Source organism: Clavibacter michiganensis (assembly GCF_002151125.1).
Taxonomy (GTDB): domain Bacteria; phylum Actinomycetota; class Actinomycetes; order Actinomycetales; family Microbacteriaceae; genus Clavibacter; species Clavibacter michiganensis_C.
In genome coordinates, this window is record NZ_MDJZ01000015.1 from 73,715 (window position 1) to 87,602 (window position 13,888).

General features: G+C 73.3%; 14 protein-coding genes. 6 read left to right on the forward strand and 8 right to left on the reverse strand.

Annotated features, from left to right (window positions below; genetic code table 11):
• The first annotated feature begins 130 nt into the window (after nt 1-130).
• Nucleotides 131-1,012 carry an ADP-dependent NAD(P)H-hydrate dehydratase gene (locus BFL37_RS08175; protein ID WP_241533917.1) on the forward strand — a complete coding sequence of 294 codons (882 nt, stop codon included), beginning with the start codon at nt 131-133 and terminating at the stop codon, nt 1,010-1,012.
• Here the strand turns inward: BFL37_RS08175 and BFL37_RS08180 are convergent.
• Complete coding sequence (locus tag BFL37_RS08180; protein ID WP_086514642.1) at nt 1,009-1,689, reverse strand: YceI family protein; 681 nt, start codon at nt 1,687-1,689, stop codon at nt 1,009-1,011. The two genes, BFL37_RS08175 and BFL37_RS08180, sit on opposite strands and share 4 nt — an antisense overlap.
• Before the next feature lie 206 nt (nt 1,690-1,895).
• On the opposite strand from BFL37_RS08180, the gene BFL37_RS08185 reads away from it, so the two are divergent.
• Together BFL37_RS08185 and BFL37_RS08190 are read left to right on the forward strand one after the other, a co-directional pair.
• Nucleotides 1,896-2,213: a thiamine-binding protein gene (locus BFL37_RS08185; protein WP_086514643.1), complete on the forward strand. Its 318-nt coding sequence runs from the start codon at nt 1,896-1,898 to the stop codon at nt 2,211-2,213.
• 51 nt (nt 2,214-2,264) lie between these two features.
• A complete protein-coding gene (locus tag BFL37_RS08190) occupies nt 2,265-3,545 on the forward strand; it encodes an MFS transporter (RefSeq protein WP_086514644.1) in 1,281 nt (426 codons plus the stop codon).
• A gap of 27 nt (nt 3,546-3,572) precedes the next feature.
• Here BFL37_RS08190 and BFL37_RS08195 read toward each other — a convergent pair whose 3' ends face one another.
• From BFL37_RS08195 to BFL37_RS08220, 6 genes are all read right to left on the reverse strand, one after another.
• The gene (locus BFL37_RS08195) at nt 3,573-4,229 is read right to left on the reverse strand and encodes a response regulator transcription factor (protein ID WP_086514645.1); all 657 of its coding nucleotides are present in this window, start codon (nt 4,227-4,229) and stop codon (nt 3,573-3,575) included.
• Between the two features lie 27 nt (nt 4,230-4,256).
• Nucleotides 4,257-5,489, reverse strand: coding sequence for a hypothetical protein (locus BFL37_RS08200; RefSeq protein WP_086514646.1), 1,233 nt, complete (start codon nt 5,487-5,489; stop codon nt 4,257-4,259).
• Nucleotides 5,486-6,640 carry a sensor histidine kinase gene (locus BFL37_RS08205; protein WP_086514647.1) on the reverse strand — a complete coding sequence of 385 codons (1,155 nt, stop codon included), beginning with the start codon at nt 6,638-6,640 and terminating at the stop codon, nt 5,486-5,488. The genes BFL37_RS08200 and BFL37_RS08205 overlap by 4 nt, the downstream gene beginning before the upstream one ends.
• A 160-nt stretch (nt 6,641-6,800) precedes the next feature.
• The gene (locus BFL37_RS08210; protein ID WP_086514648.1) at nt 6,801-7,481 is read right to left on the reverse strand and encodes a response regulator transcription factor; all 681 of its coding nucleotides are present in this window, start codon (nt 7,479-7,481) and stop codon (nt 6,801-6,803) included.
• Between the two features lie 120 nt (nt 7,482-7,601).
• Nucleotides 7,602-8,813: a homoserine O-acetyltransferase MetX gene (gene metX, locus BFL37_RS08215; RefSeq protein ID WP_086514649.1), complete on the reverse strand. Its 1,212-nt coding sequence runs from the start codon at nt 8,811-8,813 to the stop codon at nt 7,602-7,604.
• Between the two features lie 41 nt (nt 8,814-8,854).
• On the reverse strand, nt 8,855-10,225 hold the full coding sequence (locus BFL37_RS08220) for a bifunctional o-acetylhomoserine/o-acetylserine sulfhydrylase (protein WP_086514650.1): 1,371 nt from the start codon (nt 10,223-10,225) through the stop codon (nt 8,855-8,857).
• Nucleotides 10,226-10,359: 134 nt separating this feature from the next.
• On the opposite strand from BFL37_RS08220, the gene BFL37_RS08225 reads away from it, so the two are divergent.
• Nucleotides 10,360-11,157, forward strand: a complete 798-nt coding sequence (locus tag BFL37_RS08225; protein WP_086514651.1) for an SDR family NAD(P)-dependent oxidoreductase — start codon at nt 10,360-10,362, stop codon at nt 11,155-11,157.
• Between the two features lie 33 nt (nt 11,158-11,190).
• Here the strand turns inward: BFL37_RS08225 and BFL37_RS08230 are convergent, their stop codons facing one another.
• Nucleotides 11,191-11,865 carry a TetR/AcrR family transcriptional regulator gene (locus tag BFL37_RS08230; protein ID WP_086514652.1) on the reverse strand — a complete coding sequence of 225 codons (675 nt, stop codon included), beginning with the start codon at nt 11,863-11,865 and terminating at the stop codon, nt 11,191-11,193.
• Between the two features lie 150 nt (nt 11,866-12,015).
• On the opposite strand from BFL37_RS08230, the gene BFL37_RS08235 reads away from it, so the two are divergent.
• Complete coding sequence (locus BFL37_RS08235) at nt 12,016-13,050, forward strand: TerC family protein (protein ID WP_086514653.1); 1,035 nt, start codon at nt 12,016-12,018, stop codon at nt 13,048-13,050.
• Complete coding sequence (locus BFL37_RS08240) at nt 13,047-13,868, forward strand: PP2C family protein-serine/threonine phosphatase (protein WP_086514654.1); 822 nt, start codon at nt 13,047-13,049, stop codon at nt 13,866-13,868. The genes BFL37_RS08235 and BFL37_RS08240 overlap by 4 nt, the downstream gene beginning before the upstream one ends.
• Nucleotides 13,869-13,888 lie beyond the last annotated feature (20 nt).

Sequence of the window (13,888 nt, forward strand, 5' to 3'; positions counted from 1 at the left end):
TCCTTCCAGGCGGGCGGCCGCGGATCCGGTGAGGAGGCGCGGCGCGCGGGGACGGGCGGAGGGCGACGGTGGCCCCATCGTCCCAAGGCCCGCCGCGGTCGCCGCATTCCCGCCCGCCTATCGTGAGGGGATGAGCGACGCGCACCACGACCACGCACCCGACGGCTGGATCCGGCAGGACGCCCGTCGCACGCGCCGCGCGATCCGTCTCCCGCGGGACGACGACGACAAGTACACGCGCGGCGTGCTCGGCGTCCGCACGGGCTCCGACCGCTACCCGGGTGCGGCGGTCCTCGGCGTCGAGGCAGCGGCGCGCACGGGCGTCGGCATGATCCGGTACCTCGGGCCCGCGGGCGCCTCCGCCTCCGTGCTCGCCCGGCGCCCCGAGGTCGTCACGGCCGACGGGCGCGTGCAGGCGTGGCTCGTCGGATCCGGCATGGACCGGGCGCATCGCGACGAGGCGGCGACCGACGCGATAGTCGCCGCGTTCGAGCAGGGCCTGCCCGCGGTCGTCGACGCCGGCGCGCTCGACCTCGTGGGCCGGGCGACGGGACCCGTGGTCGTCACGCCGCACTTCCGCGAGCTGTCGCGGCTGCTGGACGGCGCGGGGATCCGGGCCTCTGCGGAGGAGATCGCCGGGGACGCCCCGGGCTGGGCCGAGCGCGCGGCACGGGAGCTCGGCGTCTGCGTGCTGCTGAAGGGCGCGACGACGCTGGTGGTCGGCGGATCCGCGCGGATCGCGGTGCGCGCGGGGACGCCCTGGCTCGCGACGGCCGGCTCGGGCGACGTCCTGGGCGGCGTGCTGGGCGCGCTCCTCGCGGGGGCGTCCGCGCCGATCGCCGAGGCGCGGGATCCCCTCGCAGACCTCGCGGAGGTCGCGGCCGCCGCGGCGTGGCTGCACGGGCGGGCGGGCGACCTCGCGTCCGGCGGCGGACCGATCACGGCACTCGACGTCGCGGAGGCGATGCCGAGGGCCGTGCGGGAGACGCTGGCCGGGGATCCGGAGGGCTAGGCCTTCGCCACGTCGAGCGAGAACTCGACCGAGCCGTGGTCCTCGACCGTCACGAAGCCGAGGCTCGGAGCCTCGACGCCGAAGTCCTGGAACGTGATGGGGATCGAGCCCACGATCTGCCCGCCGTCCGCGGTGAAGGACGCCTGCATCTGCGCGGTCACCGGCTTCGTCACGCCGTGCAGCGTGAGGTCGCCCGTCACGTCGTAGGTGGCGGGGACGCCGGCCTCGACGCCGTCGGCGGCGATCGGCTGCGTGAGCGTGAAGGTGGCGGTGGGGAAGTCACCCGTCTTCATGGCCTCGCCCTGGAAGTAGGCGTCACGCGCCGGCTGGTCGGTGTGGATCCCCGTCACGTCGACCGTCATGGTGCCCTTAGTGACCTGCGATCCGGCGACCGTGATGTCGCCGGTGACGGCGTCCGTCCGTCCGTTCACGGTGACGGGCGTGCCGTTCAGCACCTCGTCGACGCGGTAGCCGGCGTACGAGGATCCGCCGACCGTCCAGTCGCCGGACAGGTCGCCGAGGGCGCCGCCCGCCGCCGGCGTCGACGCGAGCGTGGGTGCGGCGTCCGGCGTGCCCGCCAGCTGCTTGTAGATCGGGCCCCCGAACGCCGCGAAGGCGCCGACGAGCACGACCACGCCTCCCGCGATCCCGATGGTGATCTTCGTCTTCCTGTCCATGGCGCTGCTCCTCCGTGCGATGAGGACGGCGGAGCTGCTGCCCACCGTCCTTTGAACTCTCAAGTACCCGAGGAGTCTCCCGGGGAGCCGACCTCGGCATCGGCGTCCCTCCACAGGCCGCACCGCCGTCGGTAGCCTGGGCGCACAGCCGGTCGCCGGCCGGGCGCCCGCCCGGGTCACCGCCGCCGTCGATCCCGGGGGTCCCCATGCTCGTCGCCTTCTCCGTCGCACCCAGCGGGGGCGACGCGCCCGACGCGTCCGTCCACGACGCCGTGGCCGCCGCGGTCGCCGTCGTCCGCGCGTCCGGCCTGCCGAACCGCACCGACTCGATGTTCACCACGATCGAGGGCGACTGGGACGAGGTCTTCGACGTCGTCCGCCGCGCCACCGAGGCCGTCGCGCCCTTCGGCACGCGCGTGTCCCTCGTGCTGAAGGCGGACATCCGGCCCGGCTACCAGGGGGAGCTGACGGGCAAGCTCGACCGCCTCGAGCAGGCGCTCGAGGCGCGCGGCACCGACGCCTGACGCGGGGGACAGCGCCCCGGCCCGGATCCCGACCACCGGTAGGCTCGTCGGGTGAATCCCCCCTCATCCGGGCAGGCGACGCTGTCGCCGGCTCGCGTCCGCGTCGCCCTGCTCGCCCTCGCGATGGGCGGATTCGCCATCGGGACGACCGAGTTCGTCGCGATGGGGCTCCTGCCCCAGCTCGCGGCGGACCTCCTGCCCGAGGTGGCCGCGCGCTCGACGGAGGCCGCCAACGCGCAGGCCGGCACGCTCATCAGCGCGTACGCCCTCGGCGTCGTGGTGGGCGCCCCGACCATCGCGGCCGCGTCGGCCCGGGCGCCGCGCCGGAAGCTGCTGCTCTGGCTGCTGCTGGCCTTCACGCTCGGCACGGTCCTCAGCGCGATCCTGCCGAGCTTCGGCCTCGTCGTGCTCGCCCGCTTCGTCGCGGGGCTGCCGCACGGCGCCTACTTCGGCATCGCGTCGCTCGTCGCCGCGCAGCTGATGGGGGAGGGCAAGCGCGCCCGCGGCGTCGCCTTCGTGCTCGCGGGGCTCACCATCGCCAACGTGATCGGCGTGCCGATCGTCACGTGGATCGGGCAGAACGCGGGCTGGCGGATCGCCTACCTCGTGGTCGCCGCGATCTTCGCCGCCACCTTCGTCGCCGTCTTCCTCGCCGTGCCCGCGCAGGCGGGCAACCCCGAGGCGACGCTGCGGCGCGAGCTCCGGGCCTTCACGCGGGTGCAGGTGTGGCTCGCGCTCCTCATCGGGGCGATCGGCTTCGGCGGGTTCTTCGCCGTGTACACGTTCGTGTCGCCCATGGTCACCGAGGTGACGGGGCTGCCCGAGTGGTCGGTGCCCCTGGCGCTCGTGGTCGTGGGCCTCGGCATGACCACGGGCAACCTCGCGGGCGGCTGGTGGGCGGACCGCGACGTGAAGGCCGCTCTGCTGTCGCTCTTCGGGCTGCTGATCGCATCGCTCGTGGGCCTGGTGCTCACGGCGTCGAATCCGGTGGGGCTCTTCGCGTTCCTCTTCCTCATCGGCGGGTCGGCGGCGGCGCTGTCGCCCGGGATCCAGATCCGCCTGATGGACGTCGCGCACGACTCGCAGTCCATCGCCGCGGCGCTCAACCACTCGGCTCTCAACACCGGCAACGCGGTCGGCGCCGCGCTCGGCGGGGTCACCGTCGCGGCAGGCTTCGGCTACACGTCGCCCGCGCTCGTGGGCGTGGGGCTCAGCGTGGCCGGGCTCCTCATCGCGCTCGCGAGCTTCGGGCTGGACCGGCACCGTCGCGGATCCCGCGGGCGGGCGGACGGGCAGCGGCCCACGACCCAGCCGATCGCCCTCGGCGGCTGAGCCGGGGCCGCGGGCGGGCCGCTCGGGTCACTCGCCCTGGAGCAGGATCCCGTCCTGGATCGCGCGCTTGCGGAGGGCCACCTTGGTGCCCACGTCGAAGCCCGCGACGCGGTACTTCTCGCGGATCCGCTTGAGGTACGACTTCGCCGTCTCCTCGGAGATGCCGAGGCTGTACGCCACGGACTTCACGGGCTCGCCGCCGCCGTAGAGCGCCATGACACGGCGCTCCTGCGCGCTGAGCTTCGGCACGCCGCCCACGTCGGTGCTGTTGATCGCGAGGTCGAGCTCCGCGGAGATGTACGACTGGCCGTCGGCCGCGAGGCGGATCGCGTCGACGATCATGCTGGCGTCCTCGCTCTTGACGAGGTAGCCCAGGGCGCCGGAGGCCAGCGCCTCGCGCACGACGTTGGGCTCGGAGTAGGTGCTCATCAGCACGGTCTTCACGCCCGTGGTCTTGAGCGTCGCGATCTTCAGCGAGATCGGCAGGTTGTCCTTGAGGTCGAGGTCGAGGAGGACCACGTCGACGGGGAAGCGCGGATGCGTCAGCAGCTCGGGCCAGGTGGACACGGCGGCGACCATCTCGATGTCGGACGCGGCGTTGCGGATCCACTCCGTCAGGGCCCCGAGCAGCATCCTGTGGTCGTCCACGATGGCGAGGGTGATCGGTGGGTTCTCAGCTGACACGTGCTCTCCGGTCCTTGTGCGCGGTCCTCACCGGTCGGCGGGGTTGTCCACTACGCAGTCGATGGTGATCAGGAGGCTCGTACCGCGGGTGCTCTCGGTGTGCGTGCCGACCTTGTCGATAGCATCCCACGTCGAGGGGTCCAGTCGGGTCCGGGGGAGACCCGTCGTCGTGATGACGATGGGCACCACGGCGCGACGCAGCGGCACGGGCTGCGCGCCGGGCGGCCGTCCGCGGAGCGGGCCGAGGGCGAGCTGCACCGACACCTCGGGCACGCCGTTGCGCCGCTCCGTCGACGTGAGCAGGAGCCAGACCGCCGAGAGCAGGCCGTCGCGCTGGCGCCGGTCGAGGAGCCCCGCCAGCGCGCTCGGGTCGCTGAGCGTGACGTCCGGTCCGAGGAACTCCGACTCCGTGATGGCGTGGTGCAGCCACGTCTCCCGTCGGCCCTCGATCAGGTGCAGCCGCAGCTCGGTGGCGAGCGACGCGGCCGTCGAGGCGGCGAGCGGCGACAGCGGCAGCGGCTCGCGCGAGTTGGCGACGTCGTCGAGGAGCTGCTCCGCCGCGAGGTCGAGGCGCGCCAGCTCCTCCGAGGCCATCATGCCGACGGCGTAGCGCGGTGCGGACACGGTGCTCTGCACGAGGACGCGGTCGAGCTCCATCTCGGTCACGCGCCGGAAGCCGCGGACGACCGTGACGCCGAACGCCGCGGGCACCACGGCGCGGGCGATGGCGGAGATCTCGGGGGCGAGGTCGGCGGAGTGGACGGGATCCGAGAAGAGGAACACGGCGAGCAGCACCGTGCCCAGGGCGACGTCGACGGCCAGCACCTCGCGCGCCGGCCGGTACGTGACGGTGGTGAGGAGCGCCGCCCCGGCCGCGACGCCCGCGGTGGCGTGCTGCATCACGTCGCCGAGCGGCCACACCGCCGCGAGGTCGAGCGCGACCACGACGCCCAGGCCGGCGACGAAGACCACCATGAGCGGGCCGGGCATGCGGTCCCGGAGGGCGCGGATGGCACCGACGGCGGCGACGAGGAGGGCCACCAGGAGGATCCACGCGGTGGCCGTGAGCCCGGGCGACGGCATGGTCCGGTAGTCGAGGGCGAACCGGACGAGGCCGTAGCCCATGGCGATGGCGCAGACGACGGCGGATCCCGCCCCGAGGTAGCCGAGGCCGATGGACGTCGGCTGCGCGGGCGTCCCGGCGGGCATGCGGATCCGTCGGCCCTCGGGCGTCGGCGCGCCGTCCGCGCGGACGCTCACTTGGGCACCTCGAGGACGACCGTCGTCCCGGAGCCGGGGGAGGAGAACAGCCGGGCGTTGCCGCCCACGTCGGTGAGGCGCGCCACGACGGACTCCTTGAAGCCGAGCTTGGCCTGGTCCACGTGCGCGAGGTCGAAGCCGACGCCGGCGTCGGTGACCATGGCGCGCACGGTCGTGTCGTCGTCGGTGATCGTCACGTGCGCCTCGGTGACGCCCGCGTGCCGCCGGACGTTCTCGAGGCACTCGGCGAGCGAGAGGAGGAAGGCGTCGAGGATGTCGCTCGGCAGCAGGACCTGCCCGGTCCCGTGCCAGCTCACCTCGAGGCCCATGCGCCCGAAGCGCTGCTTGACCGACTCCAGCGTGTTGCCGAGCACCGACTGCTCCACGGGCTCGAGCGTGTAGCCGCCCGACGCCTGCGGGGTCGGGTTCGCCCCGAGGCGGAGCTGGCGGAGGAGGCGCGCGTCGTCGGCCGCCTGCTGCCGCATCGCCTGCGGCGTGACGCCGACGCCGGAGTGCGCGAGGAGCGTGAGGGTCGCGAGCACCGTGTCGTGCAGGAGACGTGCGCCCTGGCGCCGCTGGGCCTCGAGCTCGCTCGCCATGCGCTCGGCGCGGTGGGCCCGCCCGATGTCGGTGATGCGGCGGCCGACCCGGTGCACCGCCACGCTCAGCCAGTAGCCGAGGATCCCGGCGAGGAGCCAGCCGAACACGTGGACGAGCACGACGTACGGGAACGCGGGGGTGCCCCAGGACGTGCCGACGGCGACCACGCTGGTGAGGACGAAGGCGGCCGCCACGACGCGGAGCCGGCCCGGTCGGATCGTCTCCAGGAGCGCGAGCGATCCGACGGCGCCCGCGGAGATGTGGGTGAGCGCCGTGAGCGACGACGCGGAGCGCCCGGCGAGCTGGGCGACGACCATGGCGGCGAGCCCGGCGACCAGGACGACGACCATCCACCGGACGCGCGCGTCGGTCCCCATCCGCCACTGGGCGACGGCCAGCACGACCAGGAGCGCGACGCTGCCGGTCGCGGCGGCGACGGGGATCTCGCCCGGGAGCAGGATGCACGCGGCGGCGACCGCGGTGAAGCTGAGTCCGTACACGCGTCCGGTCCGCTGCAGCAGGCGCTCGCGCTCGCGCTTCATGCGATCCATCGGGTCCCCGCTCGGAGTGCGCCGACGCCGGTGGCGTGCGCTGGGTGTGCTTCCGATCCTAGGCGCGTCCGTCACGCCGCTGGCACGTCCGGCGGAGGCGGCGGGGCGATCCTGCGCGTGTCGTAGGATCCCCGCCATCCGGCCGGGAGGCGCCCCTGCCCTACTCGGGCGCGATCCAGCCGTGGCGGATGGCGTGGCGCCGCAGCAGCAGCTTGCTCCCGAGGTCCGTCCCCGCGTGCAGGTACTTGCGCCGTCCCCGCTTGATGTACGACTTGACGGTCTCCTCGGTGGTGCTCATGGCCTCGGCGACGTCGCGGATCGATCGCCCGCCCGCGTAGAGCACGAGCGCACGCTGCTCCTGCTGGCCGAGCCGCGGGTCCTCCTCGGCCTGGAAGTCCTGCATCGCCTGCTGCACGAGCGCGGACTGCCGGGGGGTGCCGTCGGCCGCGGCGTGGATGCTCGCGATCAGCTCCTCCGACGACTCGGCCTTCGGCACCACGGCGGAGGCGCCCGCGCGCATGGCGCCGTGGATGGTCGACGGGTCCGCGTGCGTGCTCAGCAGCACGGACGTGAGGCCGACGCCCGTCAGCGTGCGGATCTTCTGGGCGACCGGGACGTCGTCCCGCAGCGCGAGGTCGAGGACGACGACGTCGAACGCGTCCGGGAACCGCTCGTCGCGCACGAGCCCGCTCCAGGTGGGGGAGGTGGCGACGACCTCGACGCCCGTGCGGGGACGGGAGAGCCGTGCGCTCAGGCCGTCGAGCAGGAGGACGTGGTCGTCGACCAGCGCCACGCGCACCCGTTGGCCATGGCCCATCGCGTGCAGCGGACGTCGGCTCATCGGTGCTCCCCTCGTACGCCGGCGCCCGGAGGGTGCGGCGCGCTCCCAGGGGAAGCATAGGAACGCATGATGTCGCGGGGCGATGCCGCGAGGAGAACTCACCCCCGGACTGGGGCGCTGCTACGCCTCCACGTCGAGCAGGCGGGCGAGCTCGCGTCCCATGGCCTCGCTCTCGATGAGGAACCCGTCGTGGCCGTAGTCGGAGGAGATCACCACGACCTCGCCGCCGTCGACGGAGCCCGGCACGGCCCGCGCGATGAGCCGCTGGTCGGGGACGGGGAACAGCCGGTCGCTGTCGATGCCCACCACGAGGGTCGCCGCCCGCACGCGTCCGAGCGCGGCCTCCACCCCGCCGCGGCCGCGGCCGACGTCGTGCGAGCTCATCGCGTCGATGAGGCGGATGTAGCTGGTCGCGTCGAAGCGACGCGTGAACTTGTTGCCGTGGAAGTCGAGGTACGACTCCACCGCGTACCTGCCCTCGTCGCCCATCGGGCTGATGCCGCTCTGCCACGAGCGGGAGAACCGCTGGTTCAGCTCGTCCGGGCTGCGGTAGTTGAGGAGCGCCATGCGCCGCGCGAGGGCGAGGCCGCGGTGGGGGCCTTCGCCGTCGGCCGCGTCGAGGTAGTCGCCGTCGCGGTAGGCGGGATCCATGCGGATGGCCTCGGCCTGCACGGAGTTGAGCGCGATCTGGTCGGCGCTGGCGATGGCGGGCGCGGCGAGCACGGCCAGGCGCCGCATCCGCTCGGGGAAGCCGACGCCCCACTCGAGCGCCTGCATGCCGCCCATGGATCCGCCGACGACCGCGGCCCACACGTCGATGCCGAGCGCGTCCGCGAGGGCCACCTGCACGGCGACCTGGTCGCGGATGGTGACGTACGGGAAACGCGCCGCCCATTCGGCGCCGTCGGGCGCGAGGGAGGCGGGACCGGTCGTGCCCTGGCAGCCGCCCAGCATGTTCGGGGCGACGACGAACCAGCGGTCGGTGTCGATCGCGAGGCCGGGGCCGACGATGCCCGACCACCAGCCGCCCGTCGGCTGCCCGGGGCCGGCGGGGCCGCGGAGGTGGCTGTCGCCCGTGAGCGCGTGCAGCACCAGGACGGCGTTGCGGCCGTCGGCGTCGCGCTCGCCGAAGGTCTCGTACGCGACGCGCACCGACGGGATCCGCCCGCCCGCCTCCAGGTCGATGCCGCCCACCTGGGCGAACAGGCGGTCGGCGACGGGGTCGCCCTCGCGCCAGGCGCCGGACGCGGGCGGCCGGCCGATCAGGGAGCGGATCTGCGCGTCCGTCACGAGGCTCGACGGGACGGTGTCCTCGGGTGTCTGCCAGTCCATCCCGATCAGTGAAGCACCCGCGACGGACGCACGTCCGAGTGTTACGCCCCGACCGGCCGCGGGGCCGCGAGCGACGAGTCGATCGCCGCGTCCTTGACCCGGCGCGCGGCCCGAAGCCCGGCCGCGAGGTCCTCGAGGATGTCGTCGACGCTCTCGAGCCCGACCGAGAGGCGCACGAGCCCCGGCGTGACCCCCGCCGTGAGCTGCTGCTCGGGCGTCAGCTGCGCGTGGGTGGTCGACGCCGGGTGGATCACGAGGCTCCGCACGTCGCCGATGTTCGCCAGGTGGCTGAACAGCTGCAGCGAGTCGACGAGCGCGCGCCCCGCGTCCACCCCGCCCTTGAGCTCGAAGGAGAGCACGGCGCCGACGCCGCGCGGCGCGTACCGGTCCGCGGCCGCGTGCCAGGGGCTGCCGGGGAGGCCCGCGTAGTAGACGTCGGCGATGTCCTCGTGCGCGTCGAGCCACTCGGCCACCGCCTGCGCGTTCTGCACGTGCCGCTCGATCCGGAGGCTCAGCGTCTCGATGCCCTGGATGAGCTGCCACGCGCTCGCCGGGGCGATGGACGCGCCGAGGTCCCGCAGCAGCTGCACGCGCGCCTTCGTGATGTAGGCGACGCCGTCGCCCACGGCCTCGGAGTACGTGACGCCGTGGTACGACGGGTCCGGCGCGGTGAGGCCCGGGAAGCGCTCGCCGTGCTGCGACCACGGGAACCGTCCGCCGTCGACGACCAGACCGCCGATGACCGTGCCGTGCCCGCCCAGGAACTTCGTCGCCGAGTGCACGACGACGTCCGCCCCGTGCTCGAACGGGCGGATGAGGTACGGCGTCGCGATCGTGTTGTCCACGATGAGCGGCACGCCCGCCTCGTGCGCCACGTCGGCGACGGCGCGGATGTCGAGGATGTTGATGCGCGGGTTGCCGATCGTCTCCGCGAAGAGGAGCTTCGTGTTCGGCCGCACCGCGCGGGCCCATGCCGCGGGGTCGTCCTGGTCCTCGACGAACGTCGTCTCGATGCCGAGCTTCGCGAGCGTGTACTTGAAGAGGTTGTAGGTGCCGCCGTAGATCGACGAGCTCGAGACGATGTGGTCGCCCGCCTGCGCGATGTTGAGGACGGCGAAGGTCGAGGCCGACTGCCCGGAGGCGACGAGGAGCGCGGCCGTGCCGCCCTCGAGCGCGGCGATGCGCTCCTCCACCACGGCCTGCGTCGGGTTCATGATGCGCGTGTAGATGTTGCCGGGCTGCGCCAGCGCGAACAGGTCCTGCGCGTGCTGGGAGTCGTCGAACACGTAGGACGTGGTCTGGTAGATCGGCGTCGCGCGCGCGTGGGTGGTCGGATCCGGCGCCGCCCCCGCGTGGATCTGCTGCGTCTCGAAGCGCCAGCCCGCTGCCCGGTCCTCGTCGTGGTCGCTCATCGTCGTGCCTTCCCTCGTGCGTCGGTGCCGCCCGTGCGGGCGCACCACGACAGTAGGAAGCGCCGCGGCGGCCGGTCAACGCGGCCCGTCGCGGGGCGTAACCCGCGGGCGCCCGCGTTCCCTACGCTGGGGTCATGTCCAGCAGCAAGAGGGTCGTCGTCACGGGTGCGAGCTCGGGGATCGGCGCCGCCACCGTCCGCATGTTCCGGAGCCGGGGGTGGGACGTCGTCGCCGTCGCCCGCCGCGAGGACCGTCTGCGCGCGCTCGCCGAGGAGACCGGCGCCGCGTACGCCGTCGCCGACCTCACGGTGCAGGCCGACGTCGACGCCCTCCGCGACCACCTCCGCGAGACGGGCGACGTGCACGCCCTCGTGAACAACGCCGGGGGAGCCGTCGGCACCGACTCGGTCGAGGCCGGCTCGCCGGAGGACTGGGCCTGGATGTACGAGATCAACGTCCTCGCCGTGAAGCGGGTGACGAGCGCGCTCCTGCCGCTCCTCCGCGCCGGCGTGTCCGCGGGCGGCAGCGCGGACATCGTCACGGTCAGCTCGATCGCCGCGCACGTGCCCTACGAGGGCGGCGGCGGGTACAACGCGGCGAAGGCCGCCGCTCACGCCATGCTCGGCGTGCTCCGCCTCGAGCTGGCGGGGGAGCCCATCCGCGTGATCGAGATCGCGCCCGGCCAGGTGCGCACGGAGGAGTTCTCGCTCGTGCGCTTCCGCGGCGACAGCGCGAAGGCGGACGCGGTGTACGACGGCGTCCCGGGACCGCTGACCGCGGAGGACGTGGCGGAGGCGATCGTCCACGCCGTGGAGCTGCCGCCGCACGTGAACGTCGACCTGCTCTCCCTCAAGCCCGTGGCGCAGGCCGCGCCGCACAAGCTGATCCGGCGGCCGCTCGCGGTGCGCGAGGAGTTGACCGACCGCGGCTGAGCCCGCGCGCCGGGGCGGACGCGGAGAGCCGAGTCAGGCCGCGGGAGCCGAGGCGACGGCGGGGACGTCCGGCAGGGGTCCGGTGAGGAAGCCCTGCACGACGGGCCCGTGCAGCGCGACGACCGTCTCGCGCGACATGCTCGCGATGGGCTCCATGCGCCAGATGTACCGGGTGATGGCGATGCCGCCGAGCGCGGCGCCGACGAGCGAGTTGCGGATGTCGACCTCATCGGCCGGGGTCCCCTCGGGCAGGGCGCCCATCCAGTGCTGCGGTGCCGCCTCCGAGAAGCGCTTGTACGCGGTGCTGTCGTGGTCGGAGGTGACGGTGACCCAGCGCATGATGGTCGACCCGACCGGGTGCTCCCACGTGTGCAGGGCCGCGTCGACGAGCGCCGCACCGCGCTCCTCGACGGGCAGCTCGCGGATCCGGACGTAGGGGGCGATGAGGTCGTCGGAGGGGCGGAGCGCCTCCTCGAGCAGGGCCTCGAGGGAGCCGAAGTAGTAGCGGACGAGGCTCGGGTCGACGCCCGCGGCGGCGGCGATGCGGCGGGCGCTCACGCGGTCGGCGCCGGACTCGATGAAGAGCATGCGGGCCGCCTCGATGATGCTGGCCCGGGCGTCGCCGGAGGTGCGGGGGCCGCGACGACGGGGCCCTGCCTCGTCCCCTCCGCTGGTGGATGCATCGAGCTCGTGCGCCAGTACGGCCATGGGGCGTCCCTCTCGTGTCATGAGCGACCACCGTAACCGCGGGCCGGCGGCCGGATGCCCCGGATGGGGGAATTGTGAACAACCCGTCGGCCGCCATGTAGTTTCGTCGAGGCATGTCCGTGCCGTCCCCGTGCTGCAGAAAGCCTCCGCGTGCCCCAGCTCCCCCTCCTGTTCGAGATCGTCTCGCTGACGATCCTCGTCCTCGTCCTCGTCGCCGACCTGCTGATCGTGTACCGGCGGCCGCACGTGCCGTCGACGAAGGAGTCCGCCCTCTGGGTCGGCTTCTACGTCGGGCTGGCGCTGGTCTTCGCCGTCATCATGCTGTTCGTCGGCGGCGGCGAGCACGCGGGCCAGTTCCTCGCGGGATGGCTGACGGAGTACAGCCTCAGCATCGACAACCTGTTCGTGTTCGTCATCATCATGAGCCGGTTCAGCGTGCCCCGGAAGTACCAGCAGGAGGTGCTCATGGTGGGCATCATCATCGCCCTGGTGCTGCGCGGGATCTTCATCCTGCTGGGCGCGGAGCTCATCGAGAGCTACAGCTGGATCTTCTACATCTTCGGCGCGTTCCTGCTCTACACGGCGATCAAGCAGGCCGTGGGCGACGAGGACGAGGAGAGCGAGGACTCCCTCTTCATCAGGTTCCTCCGGCGCCGCCTCAAGATCGCGCCCGACTTCGACGGCTCCAAGGTGCGCACCGTCATCGACGGCCGCAAGGTGCTGACGCCCATGGTCATCGTGTTCGTCTCGATCGGCACGACGGACCTCATCTTCGCCCTCGACTCGATCCCGGCGATCTTCGGCATCACGCAGTCGCCGTTCATCGTCTTCACCGCGAACATCTTCGCCCTGATGGGCCTGCGACAGCTCTACTTCCTCCTCGGCGGGCTGCTCGACCGGCTCGTGTACCTCAAGTACGGGATCGCGTTCATCCTCTTCTTCATCGGCGTGAAGCTCGTGCTGCACGCGATGCACGAGAACACGCTGCCCTTCGTCAACGGCGGCGAGGGCATCGAGTGGGCGCCCGAGATCCCGACGGTCGTCAGCCTCGTGGTGATCCTCGCCTCGATGCTGGTCGCCACGGTCGCGAGCCTCATCAAGATGCGCGTCGACGGGATCCCCGTCACCGAGGCCCGGGCCGAGCCCATGTCGGTCGAGCGCGACGACGACCGGTCGGGACGGTGACCGAGGCGCGCGCCATCGCGCTCGGCGGGCGTCGGATCCACGTCACCTGGGCCGCGCGCACCGACGTCGGCAGCGTGCGCGCCGTCAACGAGGACGGGCTCCTCGCCGACCCGCCCGTCTGGCTCGTGGCCGACGGCATGGGCGGGCACGCGTTCGGCGACCGCGCGAGCGCGACCCTCGTGGAGACGTTCGGGGAGCTGTCCGGCGAGGCCCCGGTCACGCGCGACCTCATCGTCGAGGCGGTGGATGCGTCCAACGACGCGATCGGCGACCTCATCACGGGCGACGACCCGCCCGGGACGGTCGCCGGCACCACGCTCGCGGGCGTGGCGCTCGTCCGCGCGGAGGACGGCGAGCCGCTCTGGATGGTCTTCAACGTCGGCGACTCGCGCGTGTACGCCTGGACGGACGGGCGCCTCGAGCAGGTGACCGTCGACCACTCGGCGGTGCAGGAGCTCGTCGACCAGGGGCGCATGACCCGCGCGGAGGCCGAGCGGAGCCCGGTGCGCAACCTCATCACGCGCGCCGTCGGGTCCCACGACGAGGTCGCCGCGGACGAGTGGCTCCTCCCGGTCGCCGAGCACCAGGTGTTCCTCATCTGCTCCGACGGGCTCACCAAGGAGCTCGACGACCAGGCGATCTCGGGCGTGCTGGAGCTGGCGCACGCGGACGGCGGCGGCGTCGACCGCGCGGCGGACGCGCTCGTGGCCCAGGCGCTGGCGTCGGGCGGCCGCGACAACGTGACGGTCGTGGTGATCGAGGCGCACGCGGACGACGATCCGCGGGGCGACGTGTCCGCGGGCGCGCCCACCACCTGAGGAATAGCCGCGGGCACCCG

Bases quoted from the DNA above. Each gene is read 5' to 3' on its own strand.
- BFL37_RS08185 (WP_086514643.1), top strand. From the start codon at position 1,896: ATGCTCGTCGCCTTCTCCGTCGCACCCAGCGGGGGCGACGCGCCCGAC.
- metX (WP_086514649.1), bottom strand. From the start codon at position 8,813: ATGGACTGGCAGACACCCGAGGACACCGTCCCGTCGAGCCTCGTGACG.
- BFL37_RS08225 (WP_086514651.1), top strand. From the start codon at position 10,360: ATGTCCAGCAGCAAGAGGGTCGTCGTCACGGGTGCGAGCTCGGGGATC.
- BFL37_RS08230 (WP_086514652.1), bottom strand. From the start codon at position 11,865: ATGGCCGTACTGGCGCACGAGCTCGATGCATCCACCAGCGGAGGGGAC.
- BFL37_RS08175 (WP_241533917.1), top strand. From the start codon at position 131: ATGAGCGACGCGCACCACGACCACGCACCCGACGGCTGGATCCGGCAG.
- BFL37_RS08220 (WP_086514650.1), bottom strand. From the start codon at position 10,225: ATGAGCGACCACGACGAGGACCGGGCAGCGGGCTGGCGCTTCGAGACG.
- BFL37_RS08180 (WP_086514642.1), bottom strand. From the start codon at position 1,689: ATGGACAGGAAGACGAAGATCACCATCGGGATCGCGGGAGGCGTGGTC.
- BFL37_RS08210 (WP_086514648.1), bottom strand. From the start codon at position 7,481: ATGAGCCGACGTCCGCTGCACGCGATGGGCCATGGCCAACGGGTGCGC.
- BFL37_RS08205 (WP_086514647.1), bottom strand. From the start codon at position 6,640: ATGGATCGCATGAAGCGCGAGCGCGAGCGCCTGCTGCAGCGGACCGGA.